We start from the raw sequence: 15,200 nt of genomic DNA on the forward strand, positions 1-15,200 counted from the left end.
CGGCGTGCCGGGCGGAAGCCCTCGTACTGGACGTACTTGGGCTTTCGCCCGGTGCGGCGAGAGTGCGTGCCAGACGTCGCGGGGCAGACGGGAATGTGACGACAGGCCCTAGGGCCTAGCCCTGGTCGAGGGAGGTCCGCTGGAGCAGGCCGTACGTGAACTCCGCCACGCACGGCCTGCCCAGTGCCTCGAAGGCGAGGCGCCAGCGGGTCGGCGCGGTGCCTTCCATCGGCCGTACCGGGGCGAACGCCCGCGCCACCTCGTCCACCGTGGCCGACCAGGGCCGCAGGTCCTCGGGCGAATCCAGTACGGGCCCGGGCGCGCCCGGGGCCCGTACCAGCCAGTCGTTCCACACCGCCCCGTCCGGCGCGGCCAGCACCTCGAAGCGGAGGTCGGGCCAGAGCGGGACCGGCCACAGCAGGGCCTCGCACTCCAGATCGCCGATCGTGCGACGTTCGGCGGACTCCGGCGGGCCCAGCACGGAGCGGTACCGGGCCAGGGCGCCTCGGGAGCGGGGTGAACGGACCATGGCCTGCCAGCGCTTGTTCGCCTCGCGCTGGTCGGCGAGGGAGGCGCCGAGCCGGCGGCGGGCCTCGTCGGCGAGCTCCGGCTGGAAGTCCGCCATCCGCCGGAGAAGTACCAACTGGAAGGCGGCGGGGCCGAAGGTTGTCATGCCGGTAACGATTCCACACAGGATCCTTACGTTCCCGGGATCCGGATGTAGCCGATCACCACGTAGCCTGCGGGCGCCATGAACTACTGCCACGCCTGCCGGAGGCACCTCAACGGCGCACTGGCCTGCGCGGGGTGCGGAACCCCGGCCGAGTACCTGACCGCCGCCCCGCCCGCCGCCGGGGCCCCGGGGTATGCCGATGTGCCCGGCTCCGCGGTGCCGCCCGTTCCACCGGCGCCGACCGCGCTGGCCGACGTGTACGCCGACTCGCTCGTCACCCTGTCCGCCCCGAACGAGCGCAGGGCCGGTGCGCGCCGCCGGGCCGCGACCCGCAAGCGCCGCCGTACGACGCTGAGCATCGCGCTCGGGGTGCTGCTCGCCACCGGGGTCTCGCTGGCGGCGGTCCGGATGGCCGCGGACGGGGAGCGCAGCGACCGTGCCTCCACGGTGGTGCTGACCGACGACGGCCCGCAGCAGCCCGCCCCGCTGCCGGACCTGCCGACGTCCGGCGCGCCCTCGGGTCCGGGCGGGAAGGCCACCGCGAAGGTCGCCGCCGGGCCCACGAAGACCGGCGGTGCCGGGGCGTCTTCAGGGGGTGTCACGCGACCGGCGCCCGCGTCGTCCGCCCCCGCGCCCGCGATGTCGGGATCGGCGTCCGGTACCCCCGGCCCTCGGGGCTCCGCAAAGCCGACGACATCGGGGCAGCCCTCGCAGAGTGCCTCCGGCGGCCCGCAGTCGCCGCCCGTGGTGCCGCCGAAGCCCACCCCCACCCCCACGGAGGACTGCTGGCTGTTCTGCGGCTGGTTCTGAGCCGCGTGTGATCAGCCCAGCATTCGCTTGAGCAGGTCTCGCAGCACCGCCCGCTCCGCCGGGGACAGACCGGCCAGCGGCTCGCGCGCGAAGTCCAGCGACTCGCGCAGCCGCTCCGAGGTCTGCCGGCCCTCCTCGGTGGGGGCGGCCAGCTTGACCCGACGGTCGGCCGGGTCCGGGTGGCGCTCGACCAGGCCGCGGGTCTCCAGCCGGTCCACGATCCCCGTCACGTTCGAAGGCTCGCAGCGCAGCTTCTGCGCGATGCGGCGCATCGGCATCGGCTCCAGGGCGAGCATGGTGAGCACCTTGGCCTGCGCGCCGGTCAGCTGGTGGCTGGCGGCCGCGTGCTCGTACTCCGTGTGGTAGCGGGCCACGACATCGCCGATGAGCTCGACGACCTCGATGGTCACTGGGTCTGTGCGACGACTGGGCATGGATCCAGAGTACCCACTTACTTGACAACATGAAATATCCAGGCGCATGGTTGTTTCACCTAGTGAAGCAATTCCGTTCTTACCAGGAGCGCCGCATGTCTGAGATTCCCGCCGTGAGCCGCGAGTGGCACCTCGTCCGTCGCCCGCAGGGCTGGCCCGTCGCCGAGGACTTCGCCCTGCGCGAGGTGCCCGTGTCGGCCGAGCCCGCCGCCGGCCGGATCCTCGTGCGCAACCTCCACATGTCCGTGGACCCGTACATGCGCGGCCGGATGAACGACGTGAAGTCGTACATCCCGCCCTTCCGGCTCGACGAGCCGATGCAGGGCGGTGCGGTCGGCGAGGTCGTCGCCTCCTCCGCCGAGGGCTTTGCCGTGGGCGACCACGTCCTGCACATGCTGGGCTGGCGCGAGTACGCGGAGCTCGACGCGCAGCACGCCACCAAGGTGGACGCCTCGCTCGCCCCGCTCTCCGCCTACCTGGGCGTGCTCGGCATGCCGGGCCTGACCGCCTACGCCGGCCTCTTCGAGGTCGCCTCCTTCAAGGAGGGCGACTCCGTCTTCGTCTCCGGCGCGGCCGGTGCGGTCGGCAGCCTCGTCGGCCAGTTCGCCAAGATCAAGGGCGCCTCCCGGGTGATCGGCTCCGCCGGTTCGGACGAGAAGGTGACGCACCTCACGGAGAAGTACGGCTTCGACGCCGCCTTCAACTACAAGAACGGCCCCGTCGCCGAGCAGCTCCCCGCGAACGCCCCCGAGGGCGTCGACGTCTACTTCGACAACGTCGGCGGCGACCACCTGGAGGCCGCGATCTCCTCGATGAACGTGAACGGCCGGGCCACCCTGTGCGGCGCGATAGCCGGCTACAACGAGACCGAGGCCGCCCCCGGCCCGCGCAACCTGATGCAGGTCATCGGCAAGCGGCTGCGCCTGCAGGGCATCCTCGTCAACGACCACGCCGGCCTGCAGCAGCAGTTCGTCCAGGACGTCGCCGGATGGCTGCGTTCCGGGGAGCTGCGGTACGACGAGACCGTCGTCGAGGGCGTGGAGAACGCGACCTCCGCGTTCCTCGGGATGCTCCGCGGCGAGAACACCGGAAAGATGATCGTTTCTTTCACCGGTTAGTCTCTTTGCACACCGTTGTGACCGTGGGCGCGAGTCGCGACGATTACCAGGAGGATCTTCTTACATGTCCATCCAGCAGTCCGACGTCGCGTACACCGCTGTCGCCACCGCCGAGAACGGCCGTGACGGCCGCGTCGCCACCAACGACGGCCAGCTCGACGTCGTCGTGAACCCGCCGAAGGAGCTCGGCGGCAGCGGCGCCGGCACCAACCCGGAGCAGCTGTTCGCCGCCGGCTACAGCGCCTGCTTCCAGGGCGCCCTGGGCGTCGTCGCGAAGAACGTGAACGCCGACATCTCCGGCTCCACCGTCACCGCCGAGGTCGGCATCGGCAAGAACGACGAGGGCTTCGGTCTGATCGTCAAGATCTCCGCCGTGATCCCGAACGTGGACGCCGCCACCGCCAAGGACCTCATCGAGAAGGCCCACGAGGTCTGCCCGTACTCCAAGGCGACCCGCGGCAACATCACCGTCGAGCTCGCCGTCTGATCCGGCACCCGCTCGCCGAAGGCCGCACCCCGCCGGGGTGCGGCCTTCGCCGTGTTCGGGGCCCCCTAAACTGCCCCCATGCGTGATCTTGCGGGGGGCTTCCGGTATCTGCTGGCCGGACAGCGATGGGTGCTGCGACACGGCCGGTGGCTGGGCTTCGGGCTGCTGCCCGGCCTGGTCTCGCTCGTCCTGTACGCCGGCGCGCTGATCGGGCTCGGCTACGGCGCGGACGACTTCACGGCCTGGGCCACCCCCTTCGCCGACGACTGGGGCTCGCCCTGGCTCGGCTTCTTCCGGGGATTCCTGACCGCCCTGGTCTACTGCCTCGGGCTCTTCCTCGCGGTCATCACCTTCACCGCGGTGACCCTGCTGATCGGCCAGCCGTTCTACGAATCGCTCTCCGAGCAGGTCGACCGCAGCGAGGGCGGAGACGCCCCGGAGTCCGGGCTGCCGCTCTGGCTGGAGCTGTGGGTCTCGGCCCGGGACAGTCTGAAGGTGCTCGGCCGGGTCGTCGTGTATGGGCTGCTGCTCTTCGCCCTCGGTTTCATCCCGGTGATCGGGCAGACCGTGGTCCCCGCGCTCGGCTTCTGCGTCTCCGGTTACTTCCTGACCCAGGAGCTCACCGCCGTCGCCCTCCAGCGCCGCAAGGTGGAACTGCCCGAGCGGCTGGCGCTGCTGCGCTCGCGGCGGCTGCTGGTCCTGGGCTTCGGGGTGCCGCTGGTGCTGGCGTTCCTGGTGCCGCTGGTCGCGGTGTTCCTGATGCCGGGCGCGGTGGCGGGCGCCACGCTCATGGTGCGGGACCTGATGCGCGTCGACGAGGAGCCCTCCGAGGCCCCGGCCGCCGGCGCGCCCACCGGCTTCGGCCCGCCCCCGCCCGCCTACTCGTAGCCAGCGCTGTGACCGGAAAGGTTCACCGGGTCGCGGCGCTAGCGCTTCAGCAGGGTGATCGCCCCCACCGTGTCCTCGCCGCCGTGGGCGGCCGGGTCCGAGGTCAGCCGGCGGCGCATCAGCTCCACGTACGGCGAGACCAGCTCGGCACTGACCCCCTGCTCCTCGGCGGTGCGCAGCATGGTGCCGCTGCCCGCGACCTGCATGGCCAGGTTGGACACCACCCCGGTGGTGAAGTCCCGCGAGGTCAGCCGCTCGGCGGCGTTGCCGACGAAGAAGCCCATCGCGCCGAGCCACTCGGACAGCAGCGGGGACAGGTCCTTCGGGGCGATGTCCTCGCCCTCGATGAGCGCGTAGGCCTGCGAGATGCCGGCGAACATCCCCCACATCGCGCTGAGCAGCGCCACGTCGTGCAGCGCGGCGTGACCGGGGTCCTCCCCGACGAAGCGGGCGCCGGCCGGGACCTCCAGAACCTCCCGGTGGGTGTCGAAGAGCCCGCGGGAGCCGCTGTAGAAGACGTACCCCCCGGCCTCGGGGACGCCGATCATCGTGGGCGTGGCCATGATCCCGCCGTCCACGAACCGGGCCCCGCGCTCCTCGGCCCAGGCGGCCCGTGCGCGTCCCTCGGCCGGGGTGCCGGTGGTGAGGTTGACCAGGTCCTTGCCGGTCAGGTCGACCCCCTCCAGGGCCGAGTCGATGGAGGCGTCGTCGAGCAGGCAGAGCACGACGAGCCGGCTCGCGGCCACCGCCTCGGCGGGGCTCGCGGCGGCCACGGCCCCTTCGGCGGCGAGGGTCTCGGCCTTGGCGGTGGTGCGGTTCCAGACGGTGAGGGCGTGCCCGGCGGCGAGCCAGGTACGGGCCAGGGCGGTGCCCATGTCGCCGAGTCCGAGCAGGGTGAGCGGGTTCTTCGGTGCGTTGTCGGTCATGACGTTTAGCCTGGTGGCACGCCGTGAGGCGCTCAAGTACGCACTTTGGAGTGGGTGGTTACCCCAAGGTGAGCGAGCAGGTGGGAGGGGTGTGCGATGGCGATGACACAAAGGCCGGGTGCCGATCACTGCGGGATCGCCGCGGCCATGTCCGTGATCGACGGCAAATGGAAGGTGTCGATCCTGTGGGAGCTGGACCAGTGCCCGCGCCGTTTCGGTGAACTGCGCAGGCTCGTCCCCGGCGTCTCCGAGAAGGTGCTCGCCGCCCAGCTGCGGGAGATGGAGATGGACGGCATCGTCCACCGCGAGGTGTACGAGGAGGTTCCGCCGCGCGTCGAGTACTCCCTGACCCCGCTGGGCCAGGGGCTGAACACCGCGCTGGAAGCCCTGGGCCAGTGGGGCGCGAAGAACCTCCTCCCCGTCATGGCGTAGCCCGGGCGGTCAGCCGCGCGGCTGCACCCACAGGGCCTCGCCGACCGCGCACAGCTCTCCGTCGGCGGTCGCCAGGGCCGTGCCCACCGTGTACTTGCGGCCCGAGCCGGACAGCAGCCAGGCGTACGAGACCAGCCCCTCGCCCACCCGTACCGGTCGCAGCAGCCGGGCGGTCAGCGCGGCCGTGACCGCCCCGGCCGGACGGTCGTCGAGCAGCCGCCCGGCGGCGTTCCCGGGACAGTCCAGGGCGCCCCACACCAGCTCGGCCGGCAGCAGCCCGTCCGCTCCGCCCAGCTCCCGGCCGGGGGTCCAGGCGGTGGCCACCATCTCGCGGCCCGGGACCACTCCGCAGTGCAGGCGCAGCCCGGTGGCGGGCGTCCGGTCCAGGCCGCAGCCGAAGCAGTCGACCTGCCCGTCCGGCGGGGCCGCCCGGTAGGCCTCGGCCGCCGCCGACGCCCGCTCCCACGAGGGTGCCCCGGGGGTGTCCGTAACCTCGAACGCGGTGGGGGTCGCCGCGGCCAGCAGCAGCTCCCCGTCGGTCAGCGCGCAGCCGCCCTCGGGCGTTCCGGCGAGCCGGACCGGCGTCTCGGTGGGCACGGGCCGCCGGAAGTCCACCCGTACCGTCTCCGCGGCGCTGCGGCCGGCCAACAGTCCCGCCACGTAGCCGCCGTAGGCCACCCCCGGGTAGCCGTGCAGGTGTTCCGGAACCGTGATCGTGTCGAAGGCGAAGGTACTCATACCGATCAGCTCATCACATCGACGGTCACCACGGACGGCGTACGGTCGTCCGCCTCGGCCAGCAGCTCCCCGCCCGGGGCCCACACGGCCGCGCCGCCGCAGCCGGTCCACGGGCCCGCCGGGCCGACGTGGTTGGCGAGGACCACGTACAGGCCGTGCTCCTTCGCGATTCCCGGGTGGACGGTGGCGCGCTCGTGGATGCCGTCGCCCGTCCCGTACAGGGAGCTCGCCAGGTGCACCCGGCAGCCGTCGGCCGCGGCCCGGCCGTGCAGCTCGGGGAAGTGGTTGTCGTAGCAGACGCCCAAGGAGAAGCGGACCCCGCCGAGCTCGAAGCGCCCGTCACCCTCGCCCGGCTGGAAGACGTCCTGCTCGTGCCGGTACAGGTGCTGCTTCGCGTACGTGGTCACGTGCGCGCCGTTCGCGTCGTGCACCAGAGTCGCGATGGCGGGGCGCGGGCCGCCGGTGGGCAGGGCGACGTTGACCGCGGTGGCGATCCCGGCGGAGCGCAGCGGGTCCAGCCGGGGGTCGTCCGCGCCGGTCCACAGCCCCGGGTCGGCGGCCAGCGCCGCCAACTCGTACCCGGTCAGCGTGAACTCGGGGAACACGACCAGCTCCGCGCCCTGCTCCCGGGCCGAGACGGCGAGGGCGGCGGCCCGGGCGGCGTTGGCGGGGACATCGGCGGGTATGCAGGTCAGCTGCGCTGCGGCGATCTTCACCCGGCTCAGGATGCCAGCCCGGCGGCGGTCTCCCTCAGCAGGGTCAGGAAGGCCGTGGCGGCCGGGGAGGGGGCGATCCCGTGCGGGGTGGCGGCGTAGACCTGGCGGCGCGGGGTGTCCCGCGGATGCAGCGGGACGAGTACGAGGTCGGCCCGCGCGGAGGAGGCGGCGAGCGCCGGCACCAGGGTGACGCCGAGTCCGGCGGCGACGAAGCCCTGCTTGGCGATCCAGTCGGCGGCGAAGAGACCGGCGCGCGGGCGGAAGCCCGAGGCGAGCGCGGAGCGCATCAGCGTGTCCTCGGGGCGGGCGCCGCCCGTGATCCACTCCTCGTCCGCGAGCTCGGCCAGCCGCAGGTCGGCGCGGCCCGCGAAGCGGTGACCGAGCGGCAGGGCCACGTACATCCGCTCGTCGAGCAGGTGGTGCGGGGTGCAGCCGCGGGGCGGTTCCCCGGAGGTGTCGGCCACGACGGCTACGTCGAGGTCACCGGAGGCGAGGAGGGCCAGGTGCCGGGCGGAGAGTCCCTCGGTGCGGCTGACCTCGACGGCGGGGTGGCGGGCCCGGAAGGCGGCCAGCGTGCGCGGCAGCAGCGCGGCGTCGGCGGTGGCGAAGGCGCCGATCCGCAGCCGGCCCGCGCCGAGGGTGCGCAGCGCGTCGAGCTCGGCGCGGGCGGCACGCAGCCGTTCGCCGACGGCCTCGGCGTGCGGGAGCAGGGTCCCGCCGGCCTCGGTGAGCCGGACCCCGCGCGGCAGCCGGTCGAAGAGCGGGGTGCCCCACTCGTCCTCCAGGGTCTGGATCTGCCGGGAGACCGCGGACTGGGTGTAGCCCAGGGACCGGGCCGCGGCGGTGAAGGAGGCCAGGCGGGCCACGCGGAGGAAGACCTCGTACAAGCCGTGCGAGCCATGTGATCTGGGCGATCCGGGCGATCCATGCGGAGTGGGCATGAGGGCCATGCTAGACATTCGCTTGTCGCATGGCCGGGCCGGACCTAGCTTCGAGGCATGGAGCAGATGGACACAGCGCAGAAGATCGCCTTCCTCGGCCTCGGGAACATGGGCGCCCCGATGGCCCGTCACCTGTTGGACAGGGGACACGGGCTGACGGTGTGGAACCGGACGCCGGGCAGGACGCGGCCACTGGCGGAGGCCGGTGCGGCGGTCGCCGACACGCCCGCCGAGGCGGTCCGCGGGGCGGACCTCGTCATCACGATGCTGGCCGACCCGGCGGCCCTGCGGGCCGTCTCCGAGGACGTGCTGCCGGCCCTGCGGTCCGGCGTGCACTGGATCGACACCTCGACCGTCGGCCCGGAGGCGGTGCGCGAACTGGCGGGGCGGCTGCCCGCGGGGGTGACCCTGACCGACGCGCCCGTGATGGGGAGCGTGGACCGGGCGGCCACGGGGGAGTTGTGGGTGCTGGCCGGCGGGCCGCTGCCCGGCCCGGTCCGCGAGGTGCTGGGCGCGCTCGGCGAGGTCACCGAGTGCGGCGAGGCCGGGGCGGGCGCCGCGCTCAAGCTGGTGCTGATCAACGCGGTGGTCGGCGGAGTCGGCCTGGTGGCCGAGGCCCTGACGCTGGGTCGGGAACTGGGCCTGCCGGAGCCGCTGGTCCGCGCCCAACTGGCCCGCGGACCGCTGGCGGGCGCGGTGGCCCGTACGTACGCGGACGCCTCCCACTTCCCGGTGGCCCTGGCCGCGAAGGACGTGGCCCTGGCCACCGGGCGCGCCCCGCTCCCGATCCTGGAGGCGGTGCGCGCCACGCTCACGGCCCGCCCGGACCTCGCGGACCAGGACCTCTCCCGCATCCGACCGCGCGTGGCCTAGGCCGTGGGCGCCGGCCCGCCGGGGAGCTCGCCCCGGGTGCGGACGAGGGCGAGTTCCGTGAGGTTGAGGGCCGTCACCACCGCCGTCAGGAGCACCAGCGCGCCCAACGAGGGCAGCAGTGCGGCCAACGGCAGCAGGGCCAGGGTGGCCGCGGCGGTCACCAGCCGGGTCAGCGACCAGGACCGGAACAGGTGCCAGCGCGTGTACCCGAAGGTGGCGAGGTAGAGGGCGCAGCCCCCGTAGAGGAGGGCGGTCACGCCGAGCGGGAGGCGTTCGCCGGGGTGCGCCACGGCCTCGGCCATGCCGACGGCCACCGCGATGACCGAGGCGATCAGCGAGAGGTGCCCGTACGAGAGGACCTGCCGGGCCACGTCCGCCCGTACGGTCGCCGTCTCCAGCCCGTGCCGTACGGCGCCCGCGGCCAGGTGGAAGTACACCCACCACAGGCTGCAGACCAGGACGAAGGCCATGGCGACGGCCGCGAGCGAGCCGGCGTCGAGCGTCGGGGCGGAGGCCACCGGGGCGCCGACCGCCACGATCGACTCGCCCAGGGCGATCATCACGAACAGGCCGAACCGTTCGGCGAGATGGCCCGAGTCGAAGTCCAGGCGCATCATGTTCCGGCGCGTCAGCCGGGGCGCGGCCAGGTCCACGGCGGCCGCCAGCGCCCACAGCCCCGTCCGGGCGTTTCCGTCGAGGAACCCGCCGGCCAGCAGCAGCGGGCCGCTGACCAGCACCGACACGATCGCCGGTGTGAGCGTCGGACGTCGTCCGACGCCGTGCGCCAGGGCCGCGAGCAGCAGGCGGGCGCAGAAGTAGGCCCCGGCGAACAGGAGCCCGCGGTCCCCGAAGGCGCCGGGCAGGGCCAGGGCCATCATCAGGCCGCACAGCCCGGCCCCGAAGAGCGCGAGCCGGTTCAGCGGCCGGTCCGCGTCATGGGTGTTGGAGTACACGGTGTTGCCGACCCACACCCAATAGATCGGTATGAAGGCGATCACCGCCCGCCCGGTGCCGGCCCAGCCGTGGTCGTGGTGCAGCAGCGCCGAGACCTGTGTCACGGCGAACACCAGCACCAGGTCGAAGAACAGCTCCGACCAGGCGACCTTCTTCTCCGTCTCCATCCCCAACTCCCCCCGGTAGTCCGTCGGGAGAAGGATGCACGGGCCGATCGCGCGGCTATGCGCCGGGGCCCCGCAACAGGGTCAGGAAGGAGCGGAACTCGCTCGGCATGTCCACCGATTCGGGGGCCAGCAGCCACTGGAACTGCAGCCCGTCCATGACCGCCGTCAGCAGTGGAGCCACCTGTTCCGGGGTGAGGCCCGACGGGAGGCGCTCGCCGAACTCGGCGCGCAGCACCGACGCCATCTCCCGGCGGACCTGTTCGTAGCGCTCGGTGAAGAACTCGCGGGCCGGATGCCCCTCGGTGACGCTCTCGCCGAGCAGCGCCGAGAAGGTCTGCACGATGCCCGGGCGCATGGCGTTGTACTCGACCAGCGAATCCAGCAGGTCCAGGCGCCAGCTGCCGGCCGCGGCGCGCGAGCCGCCGCCCGTGTCCCACCGGTCGCGCTCCTCCAGCACCGCGACCAGCAGGGCCTCCTTGGTCGGGAAGTAGTGCAGCAGCCCCTGCTGGGTCAGGCCCACCCGCTCGGCGACCGTGGCCAGGGACGCGCCCCGGTAGCCGCGCTCCGCGATCACTTCGAGGGCCGCGAGGACGATCTCCTCGCGGCGCTCCTCGCTCCTGGCTCGGACCATCGCCCCGCACCCCTTCCTTCGCAGCCTCCAGCAGGACCGTACGGCATGCGTACATCACGAACGGATTACGAACCCTACCGCTCTACAGGTAACCGGTCCACGATGGGGGCACCGCACAGCACCCGCACCGCACTCAACGAGGAGGCACGGCCGTGACCGATGCCGATCAGGCCCGCGAGCAGATCCGTGAATACGCCGTGGAAGCGGCTCTGGACAAGCTGGATCTCGACACCAAGGCCCGCCTGCTTTCCGGCCAGGACATGTGGTCCCTGCCCGCGATCCCCGAGATCGGGCTGAAGTCCCTGGTCATGTCCGACGGCCCCATCGGGGTGCGCGGCGTGCGCTGGACCGCCGACGACCCGTCCATCGCCCTGCCCTCGCCCACCGGGCTCGCCGCCGCCTGGGACCCGGAGCTCGCCCGCCGGGCAGGCCGGCTCCTCGCGCAGGAAGCCCGCCGCAAGGGCGTCCACGTCCTCCTCGCCCCCACCGTCAACCTGCACCGCTCCCCGCTCGGCGGCCGGCACTTCGAGTGCTACTCCGAGGACCCCTACCTCACCGGCGCCGTCGGCAGCGGCTACGTGAACGGCGTCCAGGACGGCGGCGTCGGCACCACGGTCAAGCACTTCGTCGGCAACGACGCCGAGACCGAGCGGTTCACCGTCGACAGCGTCATCGCCCCGCGCCCGCTGCGCGAGGTCTACCTGGCGCCCTTCGAGGCGATCGTCGCCAACGCCCACCCCTGGGGCATCATGACCGCCTACAACCGGGTCAACGGCACGACGATGACCGAGCACCAGTACCTGGTCAACGAAGTCCTGCGCGCCGAATGGGGCTTCGACGGGTACAACGTGTCCGACTGGATGGCCGCCCGGTCCACCACCGGGGACATCCTCGGCGGCCTGGACGTGGCCATGCCCGGCCCGCAGACCGTGTACGGGCCCGCCCTCGCCGAAGCCGTACGCGCCGGGGAGGTCCCCGAGTCCGCCGTCGACACGGCCGTCCGCAACGTGCTGCGCCTCGCGGCCCGCGTCGGCGCTCTGGAAGGCGCCCCCGCCGTGGTCGAAGAGGCACCCGCCCCGATCGACGGCCAGGCCCTGGCCCGCGAGCTCGCCGCCCGCGGCTTCGTCCTCGTGCGCAACGAGGCCGTGGCCGACGGAAGCGCCGCCCTGCCGCTCGACGCCGCCGCCGGCGGCACCGTCGCCCTCCTCGGCGCCGCGGCCCGCGACGCCCGCGTCCTCGGCGGCGGCTCCGCCGTCGTCTTCCCCGAGCGGATCGTCTCCCCGCTCGACGGCCTCACCTCGGCCCTCCGCGATCGCTCAGGGGCTTCGCTCACCTACACCATCGGCGCCGACCCCTCCGAGGAACTCACCCCCGCCGACAAGGGCTTCGAGCTGCGGGCCGTCTGCCGCGACGCCTCCGGCGCCGTCGTCGGCGAAGGCACCCTGCCCTCGGGGCAGGTCCAGTGGATCGGTGACGACCTGCCCGCGGGCGCCTCGTACGAGACCATGGCGAGCATCGAGGTCACCGGAACGTTCCTGCCGCGGGAGAACGGCGAACACGCCTTCGGTACCCGCGGGCTCGGCGCCTTCACCCTCGCCGTCGGCGGGGAGACCGTGTGGGAGGGCGTCCAGGAGATGGGCAACGAGGCCGACCCCTTCGAGGCCTTCTTCGGTGCCCCCAGCGAGCGGGCCCGCGTCACCCTCACCGAGGGGGAGCCGGTCGAGGTGTCGCTGACCTTCCAGGTCCCCGACGTGACGGCGCTGCCGCTCAAGGCGATCATGTTCTCGCTGCTCCACCTAGGCCCGCAGCGCGAGGCCGACGAGCTGATCGCCGAGGCCGTGGAGGCCGCCCGCGCCGCCGACACCGCCATCGTGGTCGTCGCCACCACCGAGCGCGTGGAGTCCGAGGGCTTCGACCGCAAGGACCTCGCCCTCCCCGGCCGCCAGGACGACCTGGTCCGCGCCGTCGCCGCCGTCAACCCCCACACCGTGGTCGTGGTCAACGCCGGCTCCCCGGTGGAGCTTCCGTGGCGCGACGAGGTCGCCGCCGTGCTCCTGACCTGGTTCCCCGGGCAGGAGGGCGGGGCCGCGCTGGCCGACGTACTCCTCGGCGACACGGAGCCCGGCGGGCGACTGCCCACCACCTGGCCCGCACGGTTCGCCGACGCGCCCGTCACCGAAGTCGTCCCCACCGAGGGGCGCCTGGAGTACGGCGAGGGGCTGTTCATCGGCTACCGGGCCTACGAGGCGCGGTCCATCCGGCCCGCCTTCCCCTTCGGGCACGGCCTCGGCTACACCGACTGGGCGTACGAATCCCTGGAGGCCACCGCCGAAACGGTCCGGGTCCGCCTCACCAACACCGGTGCCCGGCCCGGCCGCGAGGTCGTGCAGGTCTACCTCGCCCCGGTCGACGACGGAGTGGAGCGTCCGGCGAGCTGGCTGGCCGCCTTCGCGGGCGTCGAGGCGGGCCCCGGCGAGAGCGTCGAGACCGAGATCGCCCTGCCCGCCCGGGCCTTCGAGATCTGGGACGAGGAGGCCCGCGGCTGGCAGCGGATCGGCGGCACCTACGAGGTCCGCGCGAGCCACTCGCACGGCGACACGCGGCTGACGGCGACGCTCGACCTCGCGTGACACGCCGTATGGCCGGAAATCACCCCTGTTGGGGTTGATCGAGAGCCGGACCGGGGGAGGTCCTGACATCCTTCCCCGGTCCTTCGCGCATACGAGCGTCAACGCGGCGGCTCGGCCGCCGTCACCTGTCGGTGCGCCAGTTCCGCGAGCCGCGCCTGCCCGTCCTTGCCCGGATGGAACCAGTCCCAGCGACTCAACTGCTGCGCCGAGAAGGGGTACTGGAACACCGCGCCGCCGTCGTAGCGGCACAGCGGGTCCTTCGCGCAGACCTCGCGCAGCACCTCGTTGTACTCCACCACCCGCGCCCGCACCTGCTCGCGCCGGGTCGTCGCCCCCGAGCCCGCCGACAGCGGGTCGGCGAGCATCGACTGACAGATGCCCAGCTTCCAGATCTGCCGCACCATCGGGAGGTCCTTGCCCTGCTCCCACAGCCGCTGGAGGTCCGGCACGCTGGAGACGTACACCTGCGAGGCGGGCGAGGCGGCCCGCAGCCCGGCGAGGGCCGTCTCGAAACCGGCCCGGAAATCCGCCACCGGAGTCATCGACGAAGCCGTGGGCCGGCAGGCGTCGTTCGAGCCCACCATGACCGTGACCAGGTCGGGCTTGTGGCCCGCCGCCTCGGCCAGCTGCCCCGGCAGGTCCGCCATGCGCGAGCCGGTCACCGCGTAGTTCCAACTGCGCGCGGGGGCCTCGGCGTCCCCGATGAGGCGCATGGCGAGGGAGCGTACCGCGGGATCGTTGCCCGTGGCCCAGGAGACCTCCGGGCAGTCGGCCAGAACCGAACAGGCGTCGAAACCACGGGTGATCGAGTCGCCCACCGCCGCGATGGAGGCGGGCGCCGTGTTCCAACGCGGCGCGGCCTGCGCCCCCCGCTCGCCCTCGTCGCCCGACCCGCCCGACCGGCACCCGGTCATCACCCCGGCCAGCAGCACGGCCGTCGCACCCGCGCCCGCGCATGCCCGGCGCGCGCGTCGGCCTGCGGGGGTGGTGCGCATGGGAAGGTCCCCTCCTCGTCGCCCCGTGTCGTTCGGGGGGTCCTGCTGAGTGAAAGCTCTGTGTTTACGGGCTTCGGAGCGACCGTACGTCACACCATGACCCCTGGCGCACGGTAGCTTTTTCCCGTGGCGTTTCGGCCGCAGGTCCCGTAGCGCAATGTCAAATAATTTCCGTTACATTACATCACGTCACATACTGTCCGTTTTCTGGAGTTTATTCCCGACCTCGTCCCACACTGGAGGTCCCGGTGACGACACGTGGAGTTCTGTACGTGCATTCCGCACCGCGCGCGCTCTGCCCGCACGTGGAATGGGCTGTTGCGGGCGTGCTCGGGGTGCGGGTGAACCTCGACTGGATCCGTCAGCCCGCCTCCCCCGGCACCTGGAGAGCCGAGTTCTCCTGGCAGGCCGAAGCGGGCACCGCCTCGAAACTCGCCTCCGCCCTGCGCGGCTGGCACCTGCTGCGCTTCGAGGTGACCGCGGAGCCCTGCCCGACCTCCGAGGGCGAGCGCTACAGCTCCACCCCGGAACTCGGCATCTTCCATGCCGTCACCGGCATGCACGGCGACATCCTGATCCCGGAGGACCGGCTCCGCGCCGCCCTCGCCCGGTCCGCGCGCGGCGAGACCGACCTGGAGGCGGAGATCGCCAAGCTGCTCGGCAAGCCCTGGGATGACGAACTGGAACCTTTCCGCTACGCGGGCGAGGGCGCCCCGGTCCGCTGGCTCCACCAGGTGGTGTGATCTCGTAGGACGTGAAAAAGGGGCCCCGCCCGGCAGCTGCCGGG

At 72.9% G+C, this 15,200-nt stretch carries 17 protein-coding genes; 8 read left to right on the forward strand and 9 right to left on the reverse strand.

Annotation, left to right across the window (positions count from 1 at the left end; all coding sequences use genetic code 11):
- Nucleotides 1-115 precede the first annotated feature (115 nt).
- Entirely contained in the window at nucleotides 116-673 is a 558-nt protein-coding gene (locus tag ACFV9H_RS39440) for a hypothetical protein (protein WP_385408478.1), read from the reverse strand.
- 78 nt (nucleotides 674-751) lie between these two features.
- Here ACFV9H_RS39440 and ACFV9H_RS39445 point away from each other — a divergent pair, with 78 nt between their 5' ends.
- Nucleotides 752-1,483, forward strand: coding sequence for a hypothetical protein (locus tag ACFV9H_RS39445; RefSeq protein WP_385408480.1), 732 nt, complete (start codon nucleotides 752-754; stop codon nucleotides 1,481-1,483).
- An 11-nt stretch (nucleotides 1,484-1,494) separates the two neighbouring features.
- On the opposite strand, the gene ACFV9H_RS39450 is transcribed toward ACFV9H_RS39445, so the two are convergent.
- On the reverse strand, nucleotides 1,495-1,917 hold the full coding sequence (locus tag ACFV9H_RS39450; RefSeq protein WP_385408482.1) for a MarR family winged helix-turn-helix transcriptional regulator: 423 nt from the start codon (nucleotides 1,915-1,917) through the stop codon (nucleotides 1,495-1,497).
- A 95-nt stretch (nucleotides 1,918-2,012) separates the two neighbouring features.
- Between ACFV9H_RS39450 and ACFV9H_RS39455 the strand changes: the two genes are divergently transcribed.
- From ACFV9H_RS39455 to ACFV9H_RS39465, 3 genes are all read left to right on the forward strand, one after another.
- Nucleotides 2,013-3,035: an NADP-dependent oxidoreductase gene (locus ACFV9H_RS39455; RefSeq protein WP_385408484.1), complete on the forward strand. Its 1,023-nt coding sequence runs from the start codon at nucleotides 2,013-2,015 to the stop codon at nucleotides 3,033-3,035.
- A gap of 64 nt (nucleotides 3,036-3,099) precedes the next feature.
- The gene (locus tag ACFV9H_RS39460) at nucleotides 3,100-3,522 is read left to right on the forward strand and encodes an organic hydroperoxide resistance protein (protein WP_030011104.1); all 423 of its coding nucleotides are present in this window, start codon (nucleotides 3,100-3,102) and stop codon (nucleotides 3,520-3,522) included.
- Nucleotides 3,523-3,600: 78 nt separating this feature from the next.
- Entirely contained in the window at nucleotides 3,601-4,410 is an 810-nt protein-coding gene (locus ACFV9H_RS39465; RefSeq protein WP_385408486.1) for an EI24 domain-containing protein, read from the forward strand.
- 38 nt (nucleotides 4,411-4,448) lie between these two features.
- Here ACFV9H_RS39465 and ACFV9H_RS39470 read toward each other — a convergent pair whose 3' ends face one another.
- A complete protein-coding gene (locus tag ACFV9H_RS39470) occupies nucleotides 4,449-5,336 on the reverse strand; it encodes an NAD(P)-dependent oxidoreductase (RefSeq protein WP_385408488.1) in 888 nt (295 codons plus the stop codon).
- A 96-nt stretch (nucleotides 5,337-5,432) separates the two neighbouring features.
- On the opposite strand from ACFV9H_RS39470, the gene ACFV9H_RS39475 reads away from it, so the two are divergent.
- A complete protein-coding gene (locus ACFV9H_RS39475; RefSeq protein WP_385408490.1) occupies nucleotides 5,433-5,768 on the forward strand; it encodes a winged helix-turn-helix transcriptional regulator in 336 nt (111 codons plus the stop codon).
- A gap of 9 nt (nucleotides 5,769-5,777) precedes the next feature.
- Here the strand turns inward: ACFV9H_RS39475 and ACFV9H_RS39480 are convergent, their stop codons facing one another.
- Genes ACFV9H_RS39480 through ACFV9H_RS39490 form a run of 3 tightly spaced genes read right to left on the reverse strand, consistent with a single transcriptional unit; the run spans nucleotide 5,778 to nucleotide 8,163 of the window.
- Nucleotides 5,778-6,506 carry a PaaI family thioesterase gene (locus tag ACFV9H_RS39480; protein WP_385408492.1) on the reverse strand — a complete coding sequence of 243 codons (729 nt, stop codon included), beginning with the start codon at nucleotides 6,504-6,506 and terminating at the stop codon, nucleotides 5,778-5,780.
- 5 nt (nucleotides 6,507-6,511) lie between these two features.
- On the reverse strand, nucleotides 6,512-7,222 hold the full coding sequence (locus ACFV9H_RS39485; RefSeq protein ID WP_385408494.1) for a carbon-nitrogen hydrolase family protein: 711 nt from the start codon (nucleotides 7,220-7,222) through the stop codon (nucleotides 6,512-6,514).
- A 5-nt stretch (nucleotides 7,223-7,227) separates the two neighbouring features.
- Nucleotides 7,228-8,163 carry a LysR family transcriptional regulator gene (locus ACFV9H_RS39490; RefSeq protein ID WP_385408496.1) on the reverse strand — a complete coding sequence of 312 codons (936 nt, stop codon included), beginning with the start codon at nucleotides 8,161-8,163 and terminating at the stop codon, nucleotides 7,228-7,230.
- A gap of 57 nt (nucleotides 8,164-8,220) precedes the next feature.
- On the opposite strand from ACFV9H_RS39490, the gene ACFV9H_RS39495 reads away from it, so the two are divergent.
- A complete protein-coding gene (locus tag ACFV9H_RS39495) occupies nucleotides 8,221-9,036 on the forward strand; it encodes an NAD(P)-dependent oxidoreductase (protein WP_385408498.1) in 816 nt (271 codons plus the stop codon).
- Here ACFV9H_RS39495 and ACFV9H_RS39500 read toward each other — a convergent pair.
- Together ACFV9H_RS39500 and ACFV9H_RS39505 are read right to left on the reverse strand one after the other, a co-directional pair.
- Nucleotides 9,033-10,157, reverse strand: a complete 1,125-nt coding sequence (locus tag ACFV9H_RS39500; protein ID WP_385408500.1) for a low temperature requirement protein A — start codon at nucleotides 10,155-10,157, stop codon at nucleotides 9,033-9,035. The two genes, ACFV9H_RS39495 and ACFV9H_RS39500, sit on opposite strands and share 4 nt — an antisense overlap.
- A 55-nt stretch (nucleotides 10,158-10,212) precedes the next feature.
- Nucleotides 10,213-10,788 carry a TetR/AcrR family transcriptional regulator gene (locus tag ACFV9H_RS39505; protein WP_385408502.1) on the reverse strand — a complete coding sequence of 192 codons (576 nt, stop codon included), beginning with the start codon at nucleotides 10,786-10,788 and terminating at the stop codon, nucleotides 10,213-10,215.
- Between the two features lie 152 nt (nucleotides 10,789-10,940).
- Here ACFV9H_RS39505 and ACFV9H_RS39510 point away from each other — a divergent pair, with 152 nt between their 5' ends.
- On the forward strand, nucleotides 10,941-13,418 hold the full coding sequence (locus tag ACFV9H_RS39510; RefSeq protein ID WP_385408504.1) for a beta-glucosidase: 2,478 nt from the start codon (nucleotides 10,941-10,943) through the stop codon (nucleotides 13,416-13,418).
- Nucleotides 13,419-13,516: 98 nt separating this feature from the next.
- On the opposite strand, the gene ACFV9H_RS39515 is transcribed toward ACFV9H_RS39510, so the two are convergent.
- The gene (locus ACFV9H_RS39515) at nucleotides 13,517-14,413 is read right to left on the reverse strand and encodes an SGNH/GDSL hydrolase family protein (RefSeq protein ID WP_385408506.1); all 897 of its coding nucleotides are present in this window, start codon (nucleotides 14,411-14,413) and stop codon (nucleotides 13,517-13,519) included.
- Nucleotides 14,414-14,661: 248 nt separating this feature from the next.
- Between ACFV9H_RS39515 and ACFV9H_RS39520 the strand changes: the two genes are divergently transcribed.
- On the forward strand, nucleotides 14,662-15,156 hold the full coding sequence (locus tag ACFV9H_RS39520) for a DUF3145 domain-containing protein (protein ID WP_031150765.1): 495 nt from the start codon (nucleotides 14,662-14,664) through the stop codon (nucleotides 15,154-15,156).
- Nucleotides 15,157-15,200 lie beyond the last annotated feature (44 nt).

This window comes from Streptomyces sp. NPDC059874, from assembly GCF_042731135.1.
In the GTDB taxonomy this organism is placed as follows: domain Bacteria; phylum Actinomycetota; class Actinomycetes; order Streptomycetales; family Streptomycetaceae; genus Streptomyces.

Bases quoted from the DNA above. Each gene is read 5' to 3' on its own strand.
- ACFV9H_RS39515 (WP_385408506.1), bottom strand. From the start codon at position 14,413: ATGCGCACCACCCCCGCAGGCCGACGCGCGCGCCGGGCATGCGCGGGC.
- ACFV9H_RS39455 (WP_385408484.1), top strand. From the start codon at position 2,013: ATGTCTGAGATTCCCGCCGTGAGCCGCGAGTGGCACCTCGTCCGTCGC.
- ACFV9H_RS39475 (WP_385408490.1), top strand. From the start codon at position 5,433: ATGGCGATGACACAAAGGCCGGGTGCCGATCACTGCGGGATCGCCGCG.
- ACFV9H_RS39465 (WP_385408486.1), top strand. From the start codon at position 3,601: ATGCGTGATCTTGCGGGGGGCTTCCGGTATCTGCTGGCCGGACAGCGA.
- ACFV9H_RS39500 (WP_385408500.1), bottom strand. From the start codon at position 10,157: ATGGAGACGGAGAAGAAGGTCGCCTGGTCGGAGCTGTTCTTCGACCTG.
- ACFV9H_RS39495 (WP_385408498.1), top strand. From the start codon at position 8,221: ATGGAGCAGATGGACACAGCGCAGAAGATCGCCTTCCTCGGCCTCGGG.
- ACFV9H_RS39505 (WP_385408502.1), bottom strand. From the start codon at position 10,788: ATGGTCCGAGCCAGGAGCGAGGAGCGCCGCGAGGAGATCGTCCTCGCG.
- ACFV9H_RS39480 (WP_385408492.1), bottom strand. From the start codon at position 6,506: ATGAGTACCTTCGCCTTCGACACGATCACGGTTCCGGAACACCTGCAC.
- ACFV9H_RS39440 (WP_385408478.1), bottom strand. From the start codon at position 673: ATGACAACCTTCGGCCCCGCCGCCTTCCAGTTGGTACTTCTCCGGCGG.
- ACFV9H_RS39460 (WP_030011104.1), top strand. From the start codon at position 3,100: ATGTCCATCCAGCAGTCCGACGTCGCGTACACCGCTGTCGCCACCGCC.
- ACFV9H_RS39470 (WP_385408488.1), bottom strand. From the start codon at position 5,336: ATGACCGACAACGCACCGAAGAACCCGCTCACCCTGCTCGGACTCGGC.
- ACFV9H_RS39490 (WP_385408496.1), bottom strand. From the start codon at position 8,163: ATGCCCACTCCGCATGGATCGCCCGGATCGCCCAGATCACATGGCTCG.
- ACFV9H_RS39445 (WP_385408480.1), top strand. From the start codon at position 752: ATGAACTACTGCCACGCCTGCCGGAGGCACCTCAACGGCGCACTGGCC.
- ACFV9H_RS39450 (WP_385408482.1), bottom strand. From the start codon at position 1,917: ATGCCCAGTCGTCGCACAGACCCAGTGACCATCGAGGTCGTCGAGCTC.